This is a genomic window from Bradyrhizobium genosp. SA-3 (genome assembly GCF_004212635.1).
Classification (GTDB): Bacteria; Pseudomonadota; Alphaproteobacteria; order Rhizobiales; family Xanthobacteraceae; genus Bradyrhizobium.
In genome coordinates, this window is the sequence record NZ_PSRT01000151.1 from 1 (window position 1) to 19,234 (window position 19,234).

At 65.5% G+C, this 19,234-nt stretch carries 10 protein-coding genes and 5 pseudogenes; 9 read left to right on the forward strand and 6 right to left on the reverse strand.

Annotation, left to right across the window (positions count from 1 at the left end; translation table 11 throughout):
• From CWO91_RS35325 to ligA, 5 genes and pseudogenes are all read left to right on the forward strand, one after another.
• Nucleotides 1–577, forward strand: a pseudogene (locus CWO91_RS35325) (cell division protein FtsZ); the annotation flags it as partial.
• Between the two features lie 363 nt (nt 578–940).
• Entirely contained in the window at nt 941–1,903 is a 963-nt protein-coding gene (lpxC, locus tag CWO91_RS35330; protein ID WP_130220088.1) for a UDP-3-O-acyl-N-acetylglucosamine deacetylase, read from the forward strand.
• Between the two features lie 244 nt (nt 1,904–2,147).
• Nucleotides 2,148–3,038: an outer membrane protein assembly factor BamD gene (locus CWO91_RS35335; protein WP_130220096.1), complete on the forward strand. Its 891-nt coding sequence runs from the start codon at nt 2,148–2,150 to the stop codon at nt 3,036–3,038.
• A 13-nt stretch (nt 3,039–3,051) separates the two neighbouring features.
• Nucleotides 3,052–4,725, forward strand: a complete 1,674-nt coding sequence (gene recN / locus CWO91_RS35340) for a DNA repair protein RecN (RefSeq protein ID WP_130220089.1) — start codon at nt 3,052–3,054, stop codon at nt 4,723–4,725.
• A 154-nt stretch (nt 4,726–4,879) separates the two neighbouring features.
• Nucleotides 4,880–7,033 carry an NAD-dependent DNA ligase LigA gene (gene ligA / locus CWO91_RS35345; protein ID WP_130220090.1) on the forward strand — a complete coding sequence of 718 codons (2,154 nt, stop codon included), beginning with the start codon at nt 4,880–4,882 and terminating at the stop codon, nt 7,031–7,033.
• 108 nt (nt 7,034–7,141) lie between these two features.
• Here the strand turns inward: ligA and CWO91_RS35350 are convergent, their stop codons facing one another.
• Together CWO91_RS35350 and CWO91_RS35355 are read right to left on the reverse strand one after the other, a co-directional pair.
• A complete protein-coding gene (locus CWO91_RS35350) occupies nt 7,142–8,416 on the reverse strand; it encodes a multidrug effflux MFS transporter (RefSeq protein ID WP_130220091.1) in 1,275 nt (424 codons plus the stop codon).
• Nucleotides 8,417–8,701: 285 nt separating this feature from the next.
• Entirely contained in the window at nt 8,702–10,531 is a 1,830-nt protein-coding gene (locus CWO91_RS35355) for an aminopeptidase P family protein (protein ID WP_130220092.1), read from the reverse strand.
• Between the two features lie 187 nt (nt 10,532–10,718).
• Between CWO91_RS35355 and CWO91_RS35360 the strand changes: the two genes are divergently transcribed.
• The gene (locus CWO91_RS35360; protein WP_130220093.1) at nt 10,719–10,898 is read left to right on the forward strand and encodes a hypothetical protein; all 180 of its coding nucleotides are present in this window, start codon (nt 10,719–10,721) and stop codon (nt 10,896–10,898) included.
• A 119-nt stretch (nt 10,899–11,017) separates the two neighbouring features.
• Here the strand turns inward: CWO91_RS35360 and CWO91_RS35365 are convergent, their stop codons facing one another.
• Nucleotides 11,018–11,905: a 50S ribosomal protein L11 methyltransferase gene (locus CWO91_RS35365; protein ID WP_130220094.1), complete on the reverse strand. Its 888-nt coding sequence runs from the start codon at nt 11,903–11,905 to the stop codon at nt 11,018–11,020.
• A gap of 68 nt (nt 11,906–11,973) precedes the next feature.
• Here CWO91_RS35365 and CWO91_RS35370 point away from each other — a divergent pair.
• Nucleotides 11,974–12,048, forward strand: a pseudogene (locus CWO91_RS35370) (Flp family type IVb pilin); the annotation flags it as partial.
• A 310-nt stretch (nt 12,049–12,358) separates the two neighbouring features.
• On the opposite strand, the gene CWO91_RS35375 reads toward CWO91_RS35370, so the two are convergent.
• Nucleotides 12,359–13,969, reverse strand: a complete 1,611-nt coding sequence (locus tag CWO91_RS35375; protein WP_130220095.1) for a phytoene desaturase family protein — start codon at nt 13,967–13,969, stop codon at nt 12,359–12,361.
• A gap of 264 nt (nt 13,970–14,233) precedes the next feature.
• Between CWO91_RS35375 and CWO91_RS35380 the strand changes: the two are divergent.
• Nucleotides 14,234–16,512 (forward strand): annotated as a pseudogene (locus tag CWO91_RS35380) (fused MFS/spermidine synthase).
• A gap of 149 nt (nt 16,513–16,661) precedes the next feature.
• On the opposite strand, the pseudogene CWO91_RS35385 reads toward CWO91_RS35380, so the two are convergent.
• Nucleotides 16,662–17,656: pseudogene (locus tag CWO91_RS35385) on the reverse strand (glycerophosphodiester phosphodiesterase).
• 64 nt (nt 17,657–17,720) lie between these two features.
• A pseudogene (locus CWO91_RS35390) lies at nt 17,721–18,535 on the reverse strand (L,D-transpeptidase).
• Nucleotides 18,536–18,815: 280 nt separating this feature from the next.
• Here CWO91_RS35390 and CWO91_RS35400 point away from each other — a divergent pair.
• On the forward strand, nt 18,816–19,142 hold the full coding sequence (locus CWO91_RS35400; protein ID WP_130220097.1) for a hypothetical protein: 327 nt from the start codon (nt 18,816–18,818) through the stop codon (nt 19,140–19,142).
• Nucleotides 19,143–19,234 lie beyond the last annotated feature (92 nt).

Genomic DNA, 19,234 nt, shown 5'->3' on the forward strand with positions numbered 1-19,234 from the left:
CGCCGCCGTCGCGGACGTCCCGCAGACGCCCGCGCCGATGCAGACCTACGGCGACGTGACCGTGCGCCCGATCGCGCAGAAGCCGACCCTGTTCCCAGAGCCCGAGCAGGCCCCGCTCGCCATGCAGGAGCCGATGACGCCGGAAACCTTCATCCCGCCGCAGGCCGAGCGTGCACCGGTCCGTGCGCCGCGGATGCCACGCATCGAGGAACTGCCGATGCCGGCCCAGGCCGAGCTTCGCCAGGCCCGCGGCGAGGTCGAGGAAGAGACCCCGCAGAAGACCCGCCTGTCGCTGCTCCAGCGTCTCGCCAATGTCGGCCTCGGCCGTCGCGACGAGGAGAGCGAAGCGCCGATCGCCGCTCGCACCGCCGGTCCCGCGATGCCGCCGCTGCCCGATCGCCGGCCGCAGAAGACCGTGGCGCAGCAGATCGCGGCTACCGAGCCGGTATCGGAGTATGCCCGCCGTCCCGCGCCGCAGGGCCTGGACATGCATGGCCGCCCCGCGCCTGTTGCGCCGGCGCCACAGGGAGACGACCATCTTGATATCCCGGCCTTCCTGCGGCGGCAGGCGACCTGAGGATTGTTACAATAGGGCAGACGAAAAAAGGTCCCGGTAACAAGCTTGCCGGGACCTTTCCTTTGGTCCCGTGCATGTCCGGATTGCGCAGTCAAGCAACTGATTTTAAATCATTAATTGCGTATTCGGTGGTTCAGTAAAACTGCCGATGACGGCACCAAATCTCGGCGCAATTTGGTTAAGCCTTGGCGCGAATACGGCAGGTTTGGGGTAACAATCGGTAAAAAAGCGTGAGTTGGCGCTGTTTGGGGCAGTGACTATGGTTTGCCGTGACTTGGGGATACGGATTCGCGGGGACGTCGGCACTGGCCGGCTAGGCGGGTCTCGTATAAGTCGCGGTGGTCGTAGTGGGGCGGATTCCTGATGAAATTTAGCCGGCAAACAACGCTTCGTGCGCAAGCCTCCGTGGCAGGCGTAGGCGTTCATTCCGGTCTTCCCGTCACTCTCACGCTTGGGCCTGCGCCTGTCGACGCAGGTTTTATTTTTGTCCGCACCGGGCTCGAGGGAAGTGACCGCGAAGTTCAGGCCACCGCCGAGCAGGTGATTGCGACCGACTTCGCCACCGTCCTCGGCGATCGCGACGGCCCGCTGGTCTCCACCGCCGAGCACGTGCTTGCCGCACTGCGGGGCATGGGTGTCGACAACGCCACGATCGAGATCGACGGGCCCGAAGTGCCGATCATGGACGGCAGCGCCGCCGCCTTCATTGCGGCGATCGATCAGGCCGGCATTGTGACCCAATCGGCCCAGCGCCGCTTCATTCAGATTTTGAAGCCGATCTCGGTCAAGATCGGCGACTCCTTCGGCGAGATCAGGCCCTATGCCAACGGGTTCCGCGCTGAGGTCGAAATCGACTTCACCAACCCCGTCATCGGCCAGCAGAGCTACGCCTTCGACCTCAGTCCCGAGCGTTTCCGCCGCGAAGTCGGCCGCGCCCGGACTTTCGGCCTGATGGGCGATGTCGCGCGGCTCTGGAGCGCGGGTTATGCCCTCGGCGCCTCCTTCGACAACACCGTCGTGTTCGACGACGAGCGGCTGCTCAACACTGAGGGCCTGCGCTACGCCGACGAATGTGCCCGCCACAAGGTGCTGGACGTGATCGGCGACCTCGCGCTGGCCGGCCTGCCGCTGCTTGGCGCATACCGCTCGGTGCGTGGCGGCCACAAGCTCAACCACGCCGTCCTGACCGCGCTGCTGGCCGACCGTACCGCCTGGCGGGTGGTCGAGGGCGAAGCGGCCCGCCGCACCACGCGTCCCCAGGGCGAAGTTGGTCGCGGCATCGTCGGCGGCCGGATCGCCGCGGCCTACGGGCCGGACGTGTCCTGACGGACCTGTTGTCGCAGCCACGGGTCGCGACTGACCCCGGGAAATTCCTGGTAACCATGATCGACTAGCATTGCGGCAGTTTCGCCTTAATCCGGGCGAAATGCCTGCCTATCCGGTTCGTTAAAGATCGTTTTTCGGATAGATCGGCGTGGTCGCATGGGCAGGCACCACGGTCACATTTCGCGCCCATGACGGGGTTCATGGGCTGGCGGGCACCGCATCACAGGGCGTCAAGGCAAAACTCATGTCGGCACAGCGTATGACGCGCGGATATCTCCCGGTCTCGTCTCAAGCCCGCGGCCTGCTTCACGCCGTCACCTTCATCCTGCTCGCGCTGCCGCTGGCCGGCTGTGGCACCGGCTCGCTCTGGGACAAGTTCACCGCCAAGGACGACACCTTCGTCGAGGAGCCCGCCGACAAGATCTACAATGAGGGCCTGTACCTCATGAACGAGAAGAAGGACATGAAGGCGGCGAACAAGAAGTTCGAAGAGGTCGACCGCCAGCATCCTTATTCCGACTGGGCCCGCAAATCGCTGCTGATGTCGGCCTACGCGTCCTACCAGGGCGGCGACTATGACGGCTGTATCGGCGCCGCCACCCGCTATGTCACGCTGCATCCCGGCAGCCCGGATGCGGCCTATGCGCAATACCTGATCGCCGCCTCGCATTACGACCAGATTCCGGACATCAGCCGCGACCAGGCCCGCACCGAGAAGGCGATCGCCGCGCTGGAAGAGGTGGTGCGCAAATATCCGAACTCGGAATATGCCACCTCGGCCAAGGCCAAGATCGAGGGCGCGCGCGACCAGCTCGCCGGCAAGGAAATGAATGTCGGCCGCTACTACGCGCAGAAGCGCGACTACACGGCGGCGATCAACCGCTACAAGACCGTCGTTACGCAGTACCAGACCACTCGCCATGTCGAGGAGGCGCTGTTCCGGCTCACCGAGGCCTATATGGCGATCGGTATCGTCGGCGAGGCGCAGACCGCGGCGGCCGTGCTCGGGCACAATTTTCCTGACAGCCGCTGGTACAAGGACGCCTATAATCTTGTAAAATCCGGCGGTCTCGAACCGAGCGAGAATCAGGGGTCTTGGATCAGCCGGACCTTCAAAAAGATGGGTCTCGGCTAGGAAATTAGGTTCCATGCTGGCGCGTCTGTCGATCCGTGACATCGTCCTGATCGAACGGCTCGATATCGAATTCGCCACCGGCCTTGCGGTTTTGACCGGCGAGACCGGTGCGGGCAAATCCATCCTGCTCGATGCCTTTGCGTTGGCGCTCGGCGGCCGCGGCGATGCCGGCCTCGTGCGCCACGGCGCGGAGCAGGGGCAGGTCACCGCCATGTTCGATGTCCCCAAAAATCACCCCGCGACGAAGATCCTGGCCGAGAACGGCCTGGACGACACCGGCGAGATGATTCTCCGCCGCGTGCAGCTCGCCGACGGCCGCACCCGCGCCTTCATCAACGACCAGTCGATCAGCGTACAGACGCTGAAGGCGGTCGGTGCCGCCCTGGTCGAGATCCATGGCCAGCACGATGAGCGCGCGCTGGTCGATGCCGCCACCCATCGTCGCCTGCTCGACGCGTTCGCCGGCCTCGAAAAGGACGTCGCCGCGGTCGAGATGCTTTGGGACGCGCGCCGCACCGCCAACACCGAGCTTGAGGAACATCGCGCCGGCATGGAGCGCGCCGCGCGTGAAGCCGACTATCTGCGCCACGCTTCCGACGAGCTGAAGCAGCTCGCGCCCAAGGACGGCGAAGAGACCTCCTTGGCTTCACGCCGCACCACCATGATGCAGGGCGAGAAGATCGCTTCCGATTTGCGCGAGGCGCAGGAAGCGGTCGGCGGCAATCATTCGCCGGTCGCGGCGCTGTCGGCCGCGGTGCGCCGGCTGGAGCGCCGCGGCGTCAACTCGCCGGCGCTGGTCGAGCCGGCGGTGAAGGCGATCGACGCCGCGATCAACGCGCTGGAGGAAGCCGACCAGCATCTCCAGGCGGCCCTGGCCGCAACCGATTTCGATCCCGCCGAGCTCGAACGCATCGAGGAGCGGCTGTTCGCCTTGCGTGCGGCGTCACGTAAATACTCGACTCCAGTCGACGGGCTCGCCGCGCTTGCCGCTCAATATGCCGCCGACGTCGTGCTGATCGATGCCGGCGCCTCACGGCTGAAGAAGCTGGAGCAGGCCGCGATCGAGGCAGACAGCCGCTATGCGACCGCGGCCAAGAAACTGTCGCTGGCGCGGCAGAAATCGGCGGAGAAGCTCAACAAGGCCGTCAATGCCGAGCTCGCCCCGCTCAAGCTCGAACGCGCAAAATTCATGACCCAGGTCGAGACCGACGAGGCCGCGCCGGGGCCGCAGGGCTTCGACCGCGTCGAGTTCTGGGTGCAGACCAACCCGGGCACCAAGCCGGGGCCCATGATGAAGGTCGCCTCCGGCGGCGAACTCTCACGCTTCCTGCTGGCACTCAAGGTCGTGCTGTCCGACCGCGGCTCGGCGCCGACCCTGGTGTTCGACGAGATCGACACCGGCGTCGGCGGCGCGGTCGCCGATGCCATCGGCGGGCGCCTGGCGCGGCTTGCCGGCAAGGTGCAGGTGATGGCCGTGACCCACGCCCCGCAGGTCGCCGCCCGCGCCGACCAGCACCTCTTGATCTCGAAGGACGCCCTCGACAAGGGCAAGCGCGTCGCCACCCGCGTCAATACGCTCGCCGCCGACCACCGCCGCGAAGAGATCGCGCGGATGCTGGCAGGTGCGGAAATCACGGCGGAAGCCAGGGCGGCCGCGGAACGGCTGCTGAAGGCGGCGACGGCTTGACGCTCTCTTGTCCCGGCCGAAGAGCCGGGACCCAGAATGCCGCCCAATGGGCCCCGGCTCTGCAGCCCACCGCCGAAGAAGCGCTGCGCTGCGTCCGGGGCACGCAAACGTAACCACCTTTACCCTTCCGCCCGCTCCGTCGTATCCAAGCACCATGGCCAGAGCAGCAAAATCCAAAGCAACACCGCCTCGCGACGTCGCCGACCTCACTCAGGCGCAGGCCAAGGTCGAGCACAAGCGGCTGGCGCTCGAGATCGAGGGGCACAACGAGCGCTACTATCAAGAGGACGCGCCGACCGTTACCGACGCCGAATACGATGCGTTGCGGCAGCGCCTCAACGCCATCGAAAAGCGCTTTCCGGAGTTCGTCAGCGCGGAGTCGCCGTCGCAGAAGGTCGGCGCGGCGCCGTCGGGCCGCTTCAGGAAGGTCCGGCACGCCCTCCCGATGCTGTCGCTAGACAACGCCTTTGCCGAAGAGGACGTGCGCGACTTCGTCGGCCGTATCGCGCGCTTCCTGAAGCTCGGCGACGATCAGGTCAATTTCTCCGCCGAACCCAAGATCGACGGCCTGTCGATGTCGCTGCGCTATGAGGGCGGCGAACTCATCACGGCCGCGACGCGCGGCGACGGCGCGGTAGGCGAGGACGTCACCGCCAACATCCGCACGCTCGAGGACGTGCCGCAGAAGCTGAAGGGCCGTAACGTCCCCGACATCTGCGAGGTGCGCGGCGAGGTCTACATGACCAAGAAGGCCTTCCTCGCGCTCAATGAACGGCAGAAGGCCGCCGGCGACACCATTTTTGCCAATCCGCGCAACTCGGCCGCAGGCTCCTTGCGACAGAAGGATCCGACCATCACTGCCTCGCGCCCCCTCGGTTTCTTCGCCTATGCGTGGGGGCAGATGAGCGCGATGCCCGAGGGCACGCAGAGCGGCATGATCGGCTGGTTCGAGCGTTGCGGCTTCAAGACCAATCCGCTGACCAAGCTGTGTCACTCGATCGAGGAGCTGCTCGCGTTCCATCACTCGATCGAGGAGCAGCGCGCACGGCTCGACTACGACATCGACGGCGTCGTCTACAAGGTCGACCGGATCGACTGGCAGGAGCGACTCGGCTTCGTCTCGCGCACGCCGCGCTGGGGCATCGCGCACAAATTCCCGGCCGAGCGCGCCATGACGGTGCTGCGCGACATCGAGATCCAGGTCGGCCGCACCGGCTCGTTCACGCCGGTCGGCAAGCTCGAACCGGTCGGCGTCGGCGGCGTGATCGTGCAGAACGTCTCGCTGCACAATGAGGACTACATCAAGGGCATCGGCAACAAGGGCGAGGTGCTGCGCGAGGGCCGCGACATCCGCATCGGCGACACGGTCGTGATTCAGCGCGCCGGCGACGTCATCCCGCAGGTGGTCGATGTCGTCCTCGACAAGCGGCCGAAGACCGCCAAGGAATTTCACTTTCCGAAGAAGTGCCCGTGTCCACTGCACACCGATGTCACGCGTGAGGAGACGGCGACCGGCGAAGAGGGCTCGCGCGCCCGCTGCACCGGCGAGTTCGCCTGCCCCTATCAGAAGATCGAGCATCTCAAGCTGTTCGTCTCGCGCCGCGCCTTCGACATCGACGGATTGGGGGAGAAGCAGCTCCAGTATTTCTTCGATGAGGGGTGGGTGAAGGAGCCTGCCGACATCTTTACGCTGGAGAAGCGCAACTCAAAACTCAGGCTTGAAGAGATCGAGGGCTACGGCGCAACGTCGGTGCGAAATCTCTTCGGCGCCATCGAGAGCCGGCGGAAAATCGCACTGGAGCGCTTCGTCTATGCGCTCGGCATGCGCCATGTCGGCGAGACCACGGCGCTGGCGCTGGCACGCGGCTACGGCTCCTGGGACGCCTTTCACGACGCCTGCCTCAAGGTCGCCAAGGGCGACGAGGAAGCGATGGCGGACATGGACGCGCTCGACCAGATCGGCGACACCGTGATCAAGAGCATCGCCGATTATTTCGGCGAGAGCCACAATCGCGGCATCGTCGAGCGGCTGACCAAGGAGGTCGAGATCATCGACGCCGAGAAGCCGAAGAGCAACTCCGCCGTCGCCGGCAAGACCGTGGTGTTCACCGGCTCGCTGGAGAAGATGACGCGGGACGAGGCCAAGGCAACCGCGGAGCGGCTGGGCGCCAAGGTGTCGGGATCGGTGTCGAAGAAGACCGATCTCGTCGTCGCCGGCCCCGGCGCCGGCTCGAAACTCGCCGAAGCCAACAAGCACGGCGTCAAGGTACTGACCGAGGACGAGTGGCTGAAGCTGATTGGGGAGTGAGATTTTTCGTCATTGCGAGCGAAGCGAAGCAATCCAGAGTCCCTCCGCGGTGACGGTCTGGATTGCTTCGCTTCGCTCGCAATGACGGGGATGCAGCGCACCGCCCCCTCATATCATCCCCGTCTCTTCCTCCTCCGCCTGCTCGATCAACTTCTCGCTGACCACGACCTCGCGGCGGGGGACGACGAAGATCATCGTGCAGGCGCAGAGCAGCGAGATCGCGAGGACCGCGGAGGTCAGCGGCAGCGTGGTCGTGGAGTGGCCGCCGAGATAGGCGCCGAATTGCGACATCAGTGCGCCGATGCCCTGTTGCAGGAAGCCCATTGCGCCCGACGCGGTGCCGGCGGCTTCGGGACGGATGCTGATGGCGCCGGCGGCTGAATTCGCCATCACGAAGGCGTTGCCAGCCATCACGATCATCTGCGTGCCGAACAGCCAGCCGGGCGCCTCGTTCCAGCCGGCGAAGCTCCAAATCAGGTTCAGCAGGCTGCCGCAGAGCTGGAGGGCAAGCCCGAACCAGATCAGCTTCTCCAGCGAGTGCCGCGGCGCAAAGCGCACGCAGAGCAGATTGCCGACGAGGAACGCGAAGCCCGAGGTCGCGAACCATGCGCCATATTCGGCGCTGCTGCGGCCCATCTGCGTCACCACGATGTAGGGGCCGCCGCCGGCGAAGGTGAAGATGATCTGCGAGGCCAGCACCTGGCACATCACGTAACCCACGAAGGCGCGGTTGCGGATCAGGATGCCGACGTCGCCGCGAAAGCCGCTGCCGGCGGCACGGCTGCGGCGCGTCTCCGGTAGCGCCACAGCGATGCCGACGGCGACGATGATCGCGGCGATCGTGATGGCGTAGAAGATCGCGCGCCAGCCGAACGCGGTCTCGATCAGGCCGCCGGTGAGCGGGGAGACCATCTGTCCGATCATCAGGGCGGCGACCACGAGGCTGATCATCGAGGCGACGCGATCGCGTTCATAGATGTCGCGGATAATGGCGCGGCTCACCACCATGCCGGCGGCTCCGCCCAGCGCCTGGAAGAAACGCGCAGCGATCAGCTGCGGCAGGTTTTGCGCGAAGATGCAGGCGACGCTGGCCGCGATCATCAGCGCCAGCCCTCCAAGCAGCACCGGGCGCCGGCCGAACCGGTCCGACAGCGGCCCCATGATGAGCTGCGACAGCGCGATGCCGACCATGTAGAGCGACACCGTCATCTGCGCGATCGAGATGTCGCTGCCGAAATTGGTCGCCAGCACCGGCAGCGCCGGAACCAGCATGTAAAGCGAGATCGGCGCGATCCCGGTCATGACCACCAAGAGCAGGAGCACCAAGCGCGACGTCGCGAGGTTTGTCGCCGCTCCCGGCGGCTTGCTGATCATGCCGTGCATACGTATCCGTCTTTCGAATTCGAATCGACTGTAGCGCGCTCGCGCAAGACGGATATTGGCGTTTCGGAATGCGGCTATACGGATTCCGGGATGGTTACGATGATGGCGCGATGACCGCCCCGGCCTCCGCTGTCATTCCCCGCGAAGGCGGGGAATCCAGTATTCCAGAGACAGATGTCGTATGCGGAGAAGCTGCGGCGTACTGGATGCCCGCCTTCGCGGGGGGACGGCTGTAAGTGGAGCAAGCAGCGTTGCGCAAATCGCCTAGCGCCATGCGCACCGATCTTACGCCTTCAGCTCCGCCGTTGCCTGATCGAGCCAGGCCTTCGTCGCTTCATCCAGTGCCGGCCGCACCTCGGCCCGAACGCGGGCGTGGTAGGCATTGAGCCAGTCGAGCTCGCCGCGGCTCAGCATCGCCACATCGATCAGCCGGCGATCGATCGGCGCCAGCGTCAGCGTCTCGAACGCATTCATCGGCTTCTCGGCACCCTTGATGTCGGCGGCGACCACCAGCTCAAGGTTCTCGATGCGGATGCCGAAGCCATCGGTCTTGTAGTAGCCGGGCTCGTTGGACAGGATCATGCCGCGCTTGAGCGGCGTGGTGCCGAGCTTCGAGATCCGCGCCGGCCCCTCATGCACCGAGAGATAGCTGCCGACGCCGTGGCCGGTGCCGTGCTCGAAATCGACGCCGGCGGCCCATAGATATTGCCGCGCCAGCGTGTCGAGTTGCGCGCCGGTGGTGCCGTCGGGGAAGACCGCGCGCGCAATCGCGATATGGCCGCGCAGCACGCGGGTGAAGCGGTCGCGCATCTCCTCCGTCGGCTCGCCCACGGCCATCGTGCGGGTGACGTCGGTGGTGCCGTCTTCATATTGCGCGCCGGAATCGATCAGCAGCAGGTCGCCGGGTGCGATCCGCCGGTTGCTCTTGCGGGTGACGCGGTAGTGCACGATGGCGCCGTTCGGACCGGTGCCCGAGATGGTCGGGAACGAGACGTCCTTCAGCGCGCCGGTGTCGCGGCGGAACGTCTCCAGTGCCTCGACCGCGTCGATCTCGGTGAGCTTGCCGCTTGGCGCCTCGCGATCGATCCAGGCGAGGAAGCGCGCCAGCGCCACGGCGTCGCGCACATGTGCGGTCTTCGTGCCCTTGATCTCGGTCGCGTTCTTCACCGCCTTGAGCAGCGCAATCGGGTCGCTGCCCCGCACCGGCTTGCCGCCAGCGCCCGCAATCAGCCGGCTGAGCGCATCGGCCGCCGTGGCATTGTCGAGCGCGATTGCGGCGCCGCTCTTGGCCAGCGCCATCAGCGTCGGCGCCATCGCATCTGGCTCGCGCACGTCGGCGGACTGTTCGAGATGGTCGCGCGTGAGGTTGGAGAGCTTGCGATGGTCGATGAAGATCGTCGGCCGTCCGTCCTTCGGCACCAGCGCGTAGGACAGCGGCAGCGGCGTATGCGCGACGTCGGCGCCACGGATGTTGAAGGCCCAGGCCGCGGCATGACTGTCCGACACCACCAGCGCATCGACGCCGAGCTTGGCGATTTCGCCTCTGATCTGCGTCAGCTTGTCGGCTTCAGTGAGGCCGGCATGTTGCATTCCGTGCACGGTCACCGGCGCGAGGGGAGGCTGCGGTCGATCGTGCCAAATCGCGTCGACCGGATTGCTGTCGACCGCAACGAGTTCAGCGCCGGCCTTGGCGCAGGCGGCGGACAAGCGCTCGGCTGCTGAAGAAGTGTGCAGCCACGGATCAAATCCGAGGCGGTCGCCGGGCTTCAAGTGCGCCGATACCCAGCTCTCCGGCGGCGGATCGATCAGCGATTCCACCGCCCAAGCCTTCACATCGACCTGCTTGGCGGCCTGGAGCGTATAGCGGCCGTCGACGAAGATCGCGGCCTCCTGGGTCAGCACCACCGCCAATCCAGCCGATCCAGTGAACCCGGTCAGCCAGGCGAGCCGCTCTTCCGACGGCGGCACATATTCATTCTGCTGCTGGTCGGCGCGGGGGATCACGAACCCGGTCAGCTTGCGGCGGGCGAGTTCTTCGCGGAGTGCAGCGAGGCGCGCCGCCAATGCGACGCCGGCCTCGGGCTCCTCGAATGTCTGGAAGTGCGCTTCGAACATGGTGGATCACTTTAGGATCATGGAGATCAGTCCGCAATCTAGACGCATTTGCGTCGCATCTGGCATGGACTGTGCTTGAAATAGTTCCATTCGAATCGAGTGGAGTAAAGGGTGCGGCAGTTGCGCTTCGTCCGGATAACAGGGAAATTCGAGCAAGTGGTTCATCTCAACGGCGAGGGGACACACGATGCCATCGTTCACGTTTGAAAAGATTTCGCCGCCGGTGCGCCGCGCCCCGGCTGCGGCGACACCGAAGAAGCCGCGCGGCCTCATCAGCCAGATGATCGATCGTTTCGCCGAGCGCCGCGCGAGGCGGACGTTGCGGGATAAGCGCGCAACGCGCCGGGATGAGAAGCCGGCGGAGTAGGGCGGCGCCGAGATATTTGTAGGGTGGGCAAAGGCGCTTGCGCCGTGCCCACCGACTCTCCGAATTCCCGAACAATGTTGGTGGGCACGCTGCGCTTTGCCCACCCTACGGCACCTCGCTTATCCCATCTTCCGCAGCAACAAACTGCTCCATCCCTCGATCCGCAGATGCCGCAGCGGCACGAGGCCGCGCGCGCGGTAGGCGGCGATCACGGCGGGGGCCTGATGCGTCAACAGGCCGGAGAGGATGAGGCGCCCGCCGGGCGCGAGATGCCGCGCCATCGGGCTCGCCAATTGCCGCAAGGGATTGGCAAGGATGTTGGCCAACACCAGGTCGAACGGACCGCATTTGCCAAAATCCGGTGCGGCGAAGCCGGTGGCACGGATCACCCGCACATGGTTACCAACGTCATTCAGCGCTGCGTTCTCGGTCGCCACCCGCACCGACGGCGGGTCGATGTCGGAGGCGAGCACCGCGCGATGCAGCGCCTTGGCTGCGGCGATCGCCAGCACGCCGGTCCCGGTGCCGAGGTCGAGCACGCGCCTCGGCCGCGCGCTTTTCAGGACATGGTCAAGCAGCAGTAAACAGCCGCGGGTGGTGCCGTGGTGGCCGGTGCCGAAGGCAAGCGCCGCCTCGATCTCGATCTTGAGCTTGTTCGCCGCCACCCGGTCGCGGTCGTGGCTGCCGTGCACGACGAAACGGCCGGCCGGGACCGGCACGAGGTCTTCCAGGCTTGCTTTGACCCAGTCCTTGGCCTCGACGATATCGAAGGCGAGCGTCTCCGCGATCTCGTTTCCTGCTGAAGTTGCAACGAGTTCGCGCAGCCATGCCTGGTCCGGCGCGGCGGCAAAATGCAGCGTGACGTCCCATTGGCCGTCGGGCCGCTCGAAGGCGGCGACCGCCGCATCCCCATCGAAAAACACCTCGGTGAGCACGTCGACGACACGCCTGGCGGCGGCCTCGCTGCCGATCGAGAAGCTGGCGCGATGTGTAGGGGAGGGCTGCATCCTAGGGTTCCGTCGGGTTCAATTTTTGGAACTTTTGTTCCAATTTTTCAGCATAAGTTGCGGCTCGCAGATTCTGGTCGGACGAGTCCGGTGCAACTGCGATCGAATACGGTCTGATCGCAGCCGGTATCGCGCTCGCGATCGATTAGCACCTCTTTGAAGTAATTTCCGTCTCCCATTTCCCAGCCGGGGCTACTCATAAGCTGTTTTTGACCTAACACCCGCGAGGGGGATTGCCCCCTGGCGGGCGAGGTCATTTTTGCTACGCGTGGTTCTCAAGCGGTCTCCACAGGTTGTCCGCACCTTAGTACGGCGGCTATCCACGGACTCTTCCCGCAATTGCCCCTTGGTTCTCCACTGCTTTTCCCCAGGCCTGTCCCGCTCGCCCGTCCGTGAGCATCCTCTTCCTGACCACATATCTCTCGACAGCCTGTCCACAGCTCATCCACAGACCTACCCACGGCTTCCGAACAGCGATCGGTGATCCCTCAGAATCGCCTGTGCCGCGTTGTGGCCCGGAGCACCGGTGACGCCGCCGCCGGGATGGGCGCCGGAGCCGCAATGGTAGAGGCCCTTCAGCGGGCCGCGATAGTCGGCATGGCCCAGCATCGGCCGCGCCGAGAACAACTGGTTCATCGTCAGCGCGCCGTGGAAGATGTCTCCACCCAAAAGGCCGAACTGCCGTTCGAGATCGAGCGGCGAGAGGATCTGGCGGCCGAGCACGCTTGCCGCAAAGCCCGGGGCATATTTGTCCACCGTCGCGATCATGAGATCGGCGACCTCCTCGCGATGGTCGTCCCACGACTTTCCATCGGGAAGCTCCGGCGCAACGTGCTGGCAGAACAAGCTCGCGACATGTTTGGCTTCGGGCGCCAGCGTGTCGTCGAGCGTCGAGGGGATCAGCATTTCGACGACGGGCTCTCGGCTCCAGCCCTGCGCGCGCGCATCGAGATACGCGCGGTCCATGTAGCCGAGGCTCGGTGCCAGGATGATGCCCGAGGTGAGATGATCGCCTTCATCCGGTAGCGCCGTGAACGAGGGCAGGCGGTCCAGCGCCACGTTCATGCGGAAGGTGCCGGAGCCGTTCTTCCAGTGCCGGATGCGCGCGAGGAACTCTTGGGGCAGGGCGTCGGCCGCGATCAGCCGCGTGTAGAGCAGCTTCGGATTGACGTTAGCTGCGACATATTTGGCGCGGATGGCCGTGCCGTTCTCCAGCACGACGCCGACCGCGCGGTCGCGCTCGACGATGATCTCGCGCACGCCCGCGTCGGTGTCGATCACGACGCCGCGGTGCTGCGCGGTGCGCGCCATGGCCTGCGTGATCGCACCCATGCCGCCGATGGCGTGGCCCCAGACGCCCTTCTTGCCGTTCACCTCGCCGAAGGCATGATGCAGCATCACATAGGCCGAACCCGCCGCATAGGGGCTGGCATAGTTGCCGACGATGGCATCGAAGCCGAACAGCGCCTTGACCAGATCATGCTCGAAACGCTCGTCCAGCATCTCGCCGGCGGAGCGGGTGAAGAGGTCGAGCAGGCTGCGGCTCTGCTCCAGCGTGAGACCGCGCAGGATGTTGGCCGTCTTTAACGCATTCACCGCCTCACGGATTGCGCGCGTGCCAAAGCCATCAACCAGGTTCGGCGGCGCGCGCAGCACGAATTGCCTGAGCACGTCGGCGATCTCTTCCAGCTCGCGCGTGAAACCGTCGAGCGCATCGGCGTCATGCGCGCTCAGCCGCGCGACGGAATCTTTCGTCCGCCCCTCGCCGGTGAGGAGATAGCTGCCGTCGGGCGCGGGCAGAAAATTCTGCGCGCGCCGTTCGACGATGCGCAGGCCTTGTTCCGCAAGATTCAAGTCGCGGATCACCTGCGGATTGAGCAGGCTCACGGTGTAGGCCGCGACCGAATTCCGGAATCCGGGGTGAAACTCCTCTGTGACCGCTGCCCCGCCGACCACCTTGCGGCGCTCGACCACGCGCACGCGCAGGCCCGCCATTGCGAGATAGGCTGCGCAGGTGAGGCCGTTATGGCCAGCGCCGATGATGACGACGTCGGTTTCGCTCATGATTCCCTGGTGTCATTCCGGGGCGCGCGGAGCGCGAACCCGGAATCTCGAGGTTCCGGGTTCGATGCTTCGCATCGCCCCGGAACGACCCTCTTATATCAAGCATTCCCCGCTGCAACATCACGCGACGCTTTATTGCCCGTTCAGGCGCCTTGTGCTCCATTGCGCCCGTCCGGCGCCCGCCGGGGGCATTGTCCGACGCGTTTTCTCGCGCGAACCGAACCGGTGCCCACTTCGCTGGAAAACGCTTTTGCCGGAGCTCCCATGGATTCGATCGTGCAACCCGCCGCCACGGAGCAGCCGTCTGCGTCGCGCAACCGGCTGCTGCTGACGGTCTACACCGCCGCGATCTTCGTCAGCGCGCTCTTACTGTTCTCCGTGCAGCCGCTGTTCACCAAGATGGTGCTGCCGCGGCTTGGCGGCTCGCCGGCGGTGTGGTCGGTGGCGATGGTGTTCTTCCAGTCGCTGCTGCTGGCGGGTTACGCCTATGCGCATCTGTTGATGCAGGTCAAAAACCACATCGTTCCGGTCGCAGTGCATTTGGTGCTGCTGATCGCGGCCTTCGCGACGCTGCCGCTCGGCATCGCCGCCGCCTACGGCGAGCCGCCCGCTTCGGGCTATGCGGTCTGGCTGCTCGGCCTCTTCGTAGTCTCGATCGGATTGCCGTTCTTCGCGCTCGCTGCCAACAATCCGCTGCTGCAGGCCTGGTTCGTCCGCACCGGCCATCCCGCCGGGCACGATCCGTATTTCCTTTATGCCTCCTCCAACATCGGCAGCTTCCTCGCGCTGCTGTCCTATCCGTTCCTGCTGGAGCCGATGTTCACGCTGCACGCGCAGAACCGGTTCTGGACCGCCGGCTATGGCCTCTTGATCCTGCTGATCGCTGCCTGCGGCACGCTGCTGTTGCGTTCGCCGCCGCTGACGGTGGCCGATGCGCGAACGGAGGAGGTGAATGCGCCGGCGCTGGTCTGGTGACGCGGCTGCGCTGGATCTTCCTGGCCGCGGTGCCGTCGGGCCTGCTCATCGCGGTGACCGCGCACATCTCCACCGACGTCGCGGCGGCGCCGCTTTTGTGGGTGCTGCCGCTGTCGCTGTATCTGCTCACCTGGGTCGTCGTGTTCCAGTCGCGTCCGCTGCTGCCGCACAAATGGATGCTGATGCTCCAGCCGGTCGCGATCGCGGGCGTGGTTGTCCTGCTGGCCTTCGGCGGGGAGCAGAATCTGCTGCTCACGCTCGGCGGTCATCAATTGTGCTTCTTCGTCATCGCCATGGCCTGCCACGGCGAGCTGGCGCGGACGCGGCCGGCGGCCAAATATCTCACCGGCTTCTATGTCGCGCTGTCGTTCGGCGGCATGGTCGGCGGCCTGTTCGCAGGGCTCGTCGCGCCGTTCACCTTCTCGTGGATCGCCGAATATCCGATCCTGATTGCGCTCGCCGCGCTGTGCCGACCGCCAGCGAACGAGCGCCTCGCCGGCCTCGTTCGATGGTACTGGCTGGCGCTCGCCGCGCTCGCGGCGGCGCTCATTGTGCCGTCCTATGCGACAGGCGGGCTCTCGATCTGGTTCGAGGACCACCGCGTCTGGGTGGCCGGCGCCGTCGGCGTGCTCGCCGCGCTGCTGGCGTTGACGTTCAACGCCGACCGCTGGAAGATTTTTGCGACCGTCGCGCTCGCGCTGGCGTTGATCCGGGTCTATCCCGCGGACGAGGGGCGCGTCACCACGGTGCGCAGCTTCTTCGGCGTGCACAAGATCGTGGAGACGCCCGGCGGCTATTTCCACGTGCTGATGCACGGCACCACGATCCACGGCGCGGAGCGCTTCCGCAACGATGACGGCACGCCGGTCGCCGGCCGGCCCGAGCCGATCACCTACTATCACAAGGACGGCGGCATCGGTCAGGCCGTCAGCGCGATCCGTGAGCGCAAGGGCGCGCCGCTGAAGGTCGCCGCGATCGGCGTCGGCTCGGGCACGCTTGCCTGTGCTGCTGAGCGAGGGGAGAGTTGGAAATTCTTTGAGATCGACCAGTCCATGGTCGATGCGGCGCGTGACCCCAGGAATTTCCGCTACATCTCGAACTGCCTGCCGGATCTGAAGCCGGTGATCGGCGATGCGCGGCTCACCTTCGCGAAGGAGCCCGACGGCGCCTACGACCTCATCATCGTCGATGCCTATTCGTCCGATGCGATTCCGATTCATCTTGCGACCAAGGAGGCGATGAAGATCTACAAGGACAAGCTCGCCCCGCACGGCGCCGTGGTGATGCACGTCTCCAACCGGCATCTCGATCTGGAGACCGTCGTGGTCGGCATTGCGGATGCCAACGATCTCACGAGTTGGGTCTTCAACGAGGATTCCGGGCGCGATTCCGATTACATCTTCTCGACCGACGTCGTCATCTCTGCGCGGGAGGAGGCCGACATCGGCAAGCTCGCCTCCTCGAAGTCATGGGAGCAGACCGAAGCTGACGACAGGGTGCGGGTCTGGAGCGACGACTATTCCAATATTCTGGGCGCGCTGTATCGGCGTTTAAGGGATGGAGAGTAGGGGCGCTACGGCACGAGGGACCTCGTGCCCCGGACGCAGCGCAGCGCTTCTTCAGCGGTGCGCTGCAGAGCCGGGGCCCAAAACTCTGGGTCCCGGCTCTGCGTCGCGTCATTTCATGCCGCGCCGCGTCCGCGACACGAAACCGCGGCTTACGGCTCCACTGGCGTGCCCGCCGGCAACGCAATTCCTTTCTCGGCGGCGATCTGCCGCAACAGGTCCGGCCTATCGGAGATGATGCCGTCGACGCCGAGCTCGATCATGCGCGCCATGTCGTCGGGCTTGTTGACCGTCCACACCACGACGCGCAATCCAAGTGCGCGGGCCTCCGAGATGAGCGCCGGGGTCACATCGCCAAAATAAGGCGACCAGACCGCGCCACCCGCGGCCTTGATCGTCCGCGGCAGCGAGCCGCCGTGATCGGCCGGATTGAAGTCCGCCGTCCAGCTGGTGGCTTTGTCGAGCGCCACCGTCTGGCCTGAGCCGCGCTGGAGCGTGAGATACACCGTCGGTATCTTCGGTGCTTGCTGCTGCACGAGCTGCAACGTTCTCCAATCGAACGACTGGATCATGACACGGTCGGAGAATTTTTCGGCCTTGATCAGGCCGAGCAGTCTGGTGACGAAAGCCTGCGGGTCGAGAGATTGGTCCGGATGGTCCGGATCGATCTTGGTCTCGATGTTGAAGCGCACGCGCGTGTTGCCGGACTTGCGCACCAGTGCGAACAGCTCACTCAAGCTGGGAATGCGTGTTCCCGGCACAGCGCGCTGGTCGGGAAATTGTCTCGCGTAGGCGCTGTCGGGCCGGATCCGGCGACGTCATAGGTCCTGACCTCGTCGAGCCGCAGTTTCACGAACGGGGTGCCGGGCGCAGTGATGTAGGCCCCGTCGGGGCCGCGCGCGAGATCCGGATTGAGCCCGCGCTCATGCGAGACGACGACCTCGCCATCGGCGGTCACACCGACGTCGAGCTCCAGCGTGTCCACGCCCATCGACAGTGCATTGGCAAAGGCCGGCAGGGTGTTTTCCGGCAGCAGCGCCCGCCCGCCGCGATGCGCCTCGAGATCGAAGGCCAAATCCGATGCCATGGCCTCTCCCGCCATCAAAACCCAGAGCACAGCTAGTGCAGTCGTGGCACGTGTTGGCATGGTGCCTCGAATAGCAATGTATTGTTCGTGCCGACCGCCGAAGGCGGTGACGAAGACGGCTGCCTCAGTTCTGGTAGTAATAGCCGCGCGCTGATAAACCTGCCGGGGCTGTGGCTGATAGTAGGAGCCCTGCTGGTCATAGCCCTGGTCGTAATAGGGGCGCGGCTGCTGTTGCTGCTGATAGACCTGCGCGTCATAGAGTGGGCGGCCGGCCGAGCGCGGCGCCGGATAGCGCGCGCCGGTGTCGCTGCCGTCAGCCGGATAGATGTAATTGTCGTCCTGCGGCATGTAGCGGCGGGCGGGCTGCGCCGGCGGCGTCAAGTTCACGGGATCGCCGGCAGCGCTGTACTGTTCTTCGGCCGGCTGCGGGGCGCGGGCAACTGCATTGGCGTTGCGGCCGCGGGGATTGCGCGCCAGCGCCACCTGCGCCGAGCCGGTCAGCGTCACCGTGGTGTTGAGCACGCCCTGCTGCTGCACCAGCGCATAGAGCGTCGAGGCATTCTGGCGCGACAGCCGCACGCAGCCATGCGATGCCGGCGAGCCGAGCCGGCCGACCGAGTCGGTGCCGTGGATGGCATGCCCGATCTTGGTGAAGAAGATCGCGTGCGGCATCGGCGCGTCGTCGAATTCCTTGGAGTAGTGATCCTCTTCCATGCGGAAGGCGCGGAACGCGCCGTTCGGCGTCTCGCGGGAGGGGATGCCGGTCGACACCGGCCAGTGATAGCGCGCGACCCCATCGACCGCGACGGTCATCTGCTGATTGTCCTTGTCGATGGTGATCTCGACCTTGGCCTGCGCGGCGCCCGCGCTCAAAAACATCAGGGAGGTGAAAGCAATCAAAAACGAACGCATCGGACTTCTGGCCTCCGGCCTGTTCATGCTAGGCGCCGCGGCTCTCCGTCCCCCGTCGTGCACTATGCCTGCAATCCGGCTTTCGTTCCAGCGGCCTAGCCGTCCATCGTTAACGCGATGCAGGGCGTAAGCAAGGCCGCTTTGTGCCGCGTGGCTCGCGGCGGCGCTGACATTTTCGCGAGCCGGATTTGCGTTCACAACGCCGACAATTCGTCACAAAGGCGCAACCATTTGGCCGCTCGGTGCGTTGGTCGTGGCCATCCTTCACAGGGCAGCGCTCGCTGCCATTCATCCTTTGGGACCGAAGATGAACAAAGCCCGTATCGCCGCCGCGCAATTGCCGGCCGCTCGACCCGTCCGCCTGCTGTTCGCAGCCGCCGCCATCCTGCTCGCGCTGTTGTCGCTACCGCAAGCCGGCCACGCCCAGGGCATCGTGCGCGGCGCGCAGGAAGGCTCTTATGAAGGTAACCGGATTGCCGGCCCGGTGGGCGGCGCAGTTGGCGGCGTCGTCGGTGCCGGTGTCGGCGGGGCCGTCGGTGCGGTCGAGGGCGTGCTCGGCATTCCCCACCGTCATTACCGCCACCGCTGCCACGGCTATTATGACGGTTACCACCGCTTCCATTGCTATCGGTGATGTCGTCGTAGCCCGGATGGAGCGCAGCGCAATCCGGGGCTGCTGTCGCCTGAAGCAACGACGGTCCCGGATTACGCTGCGCTCCATCCGGG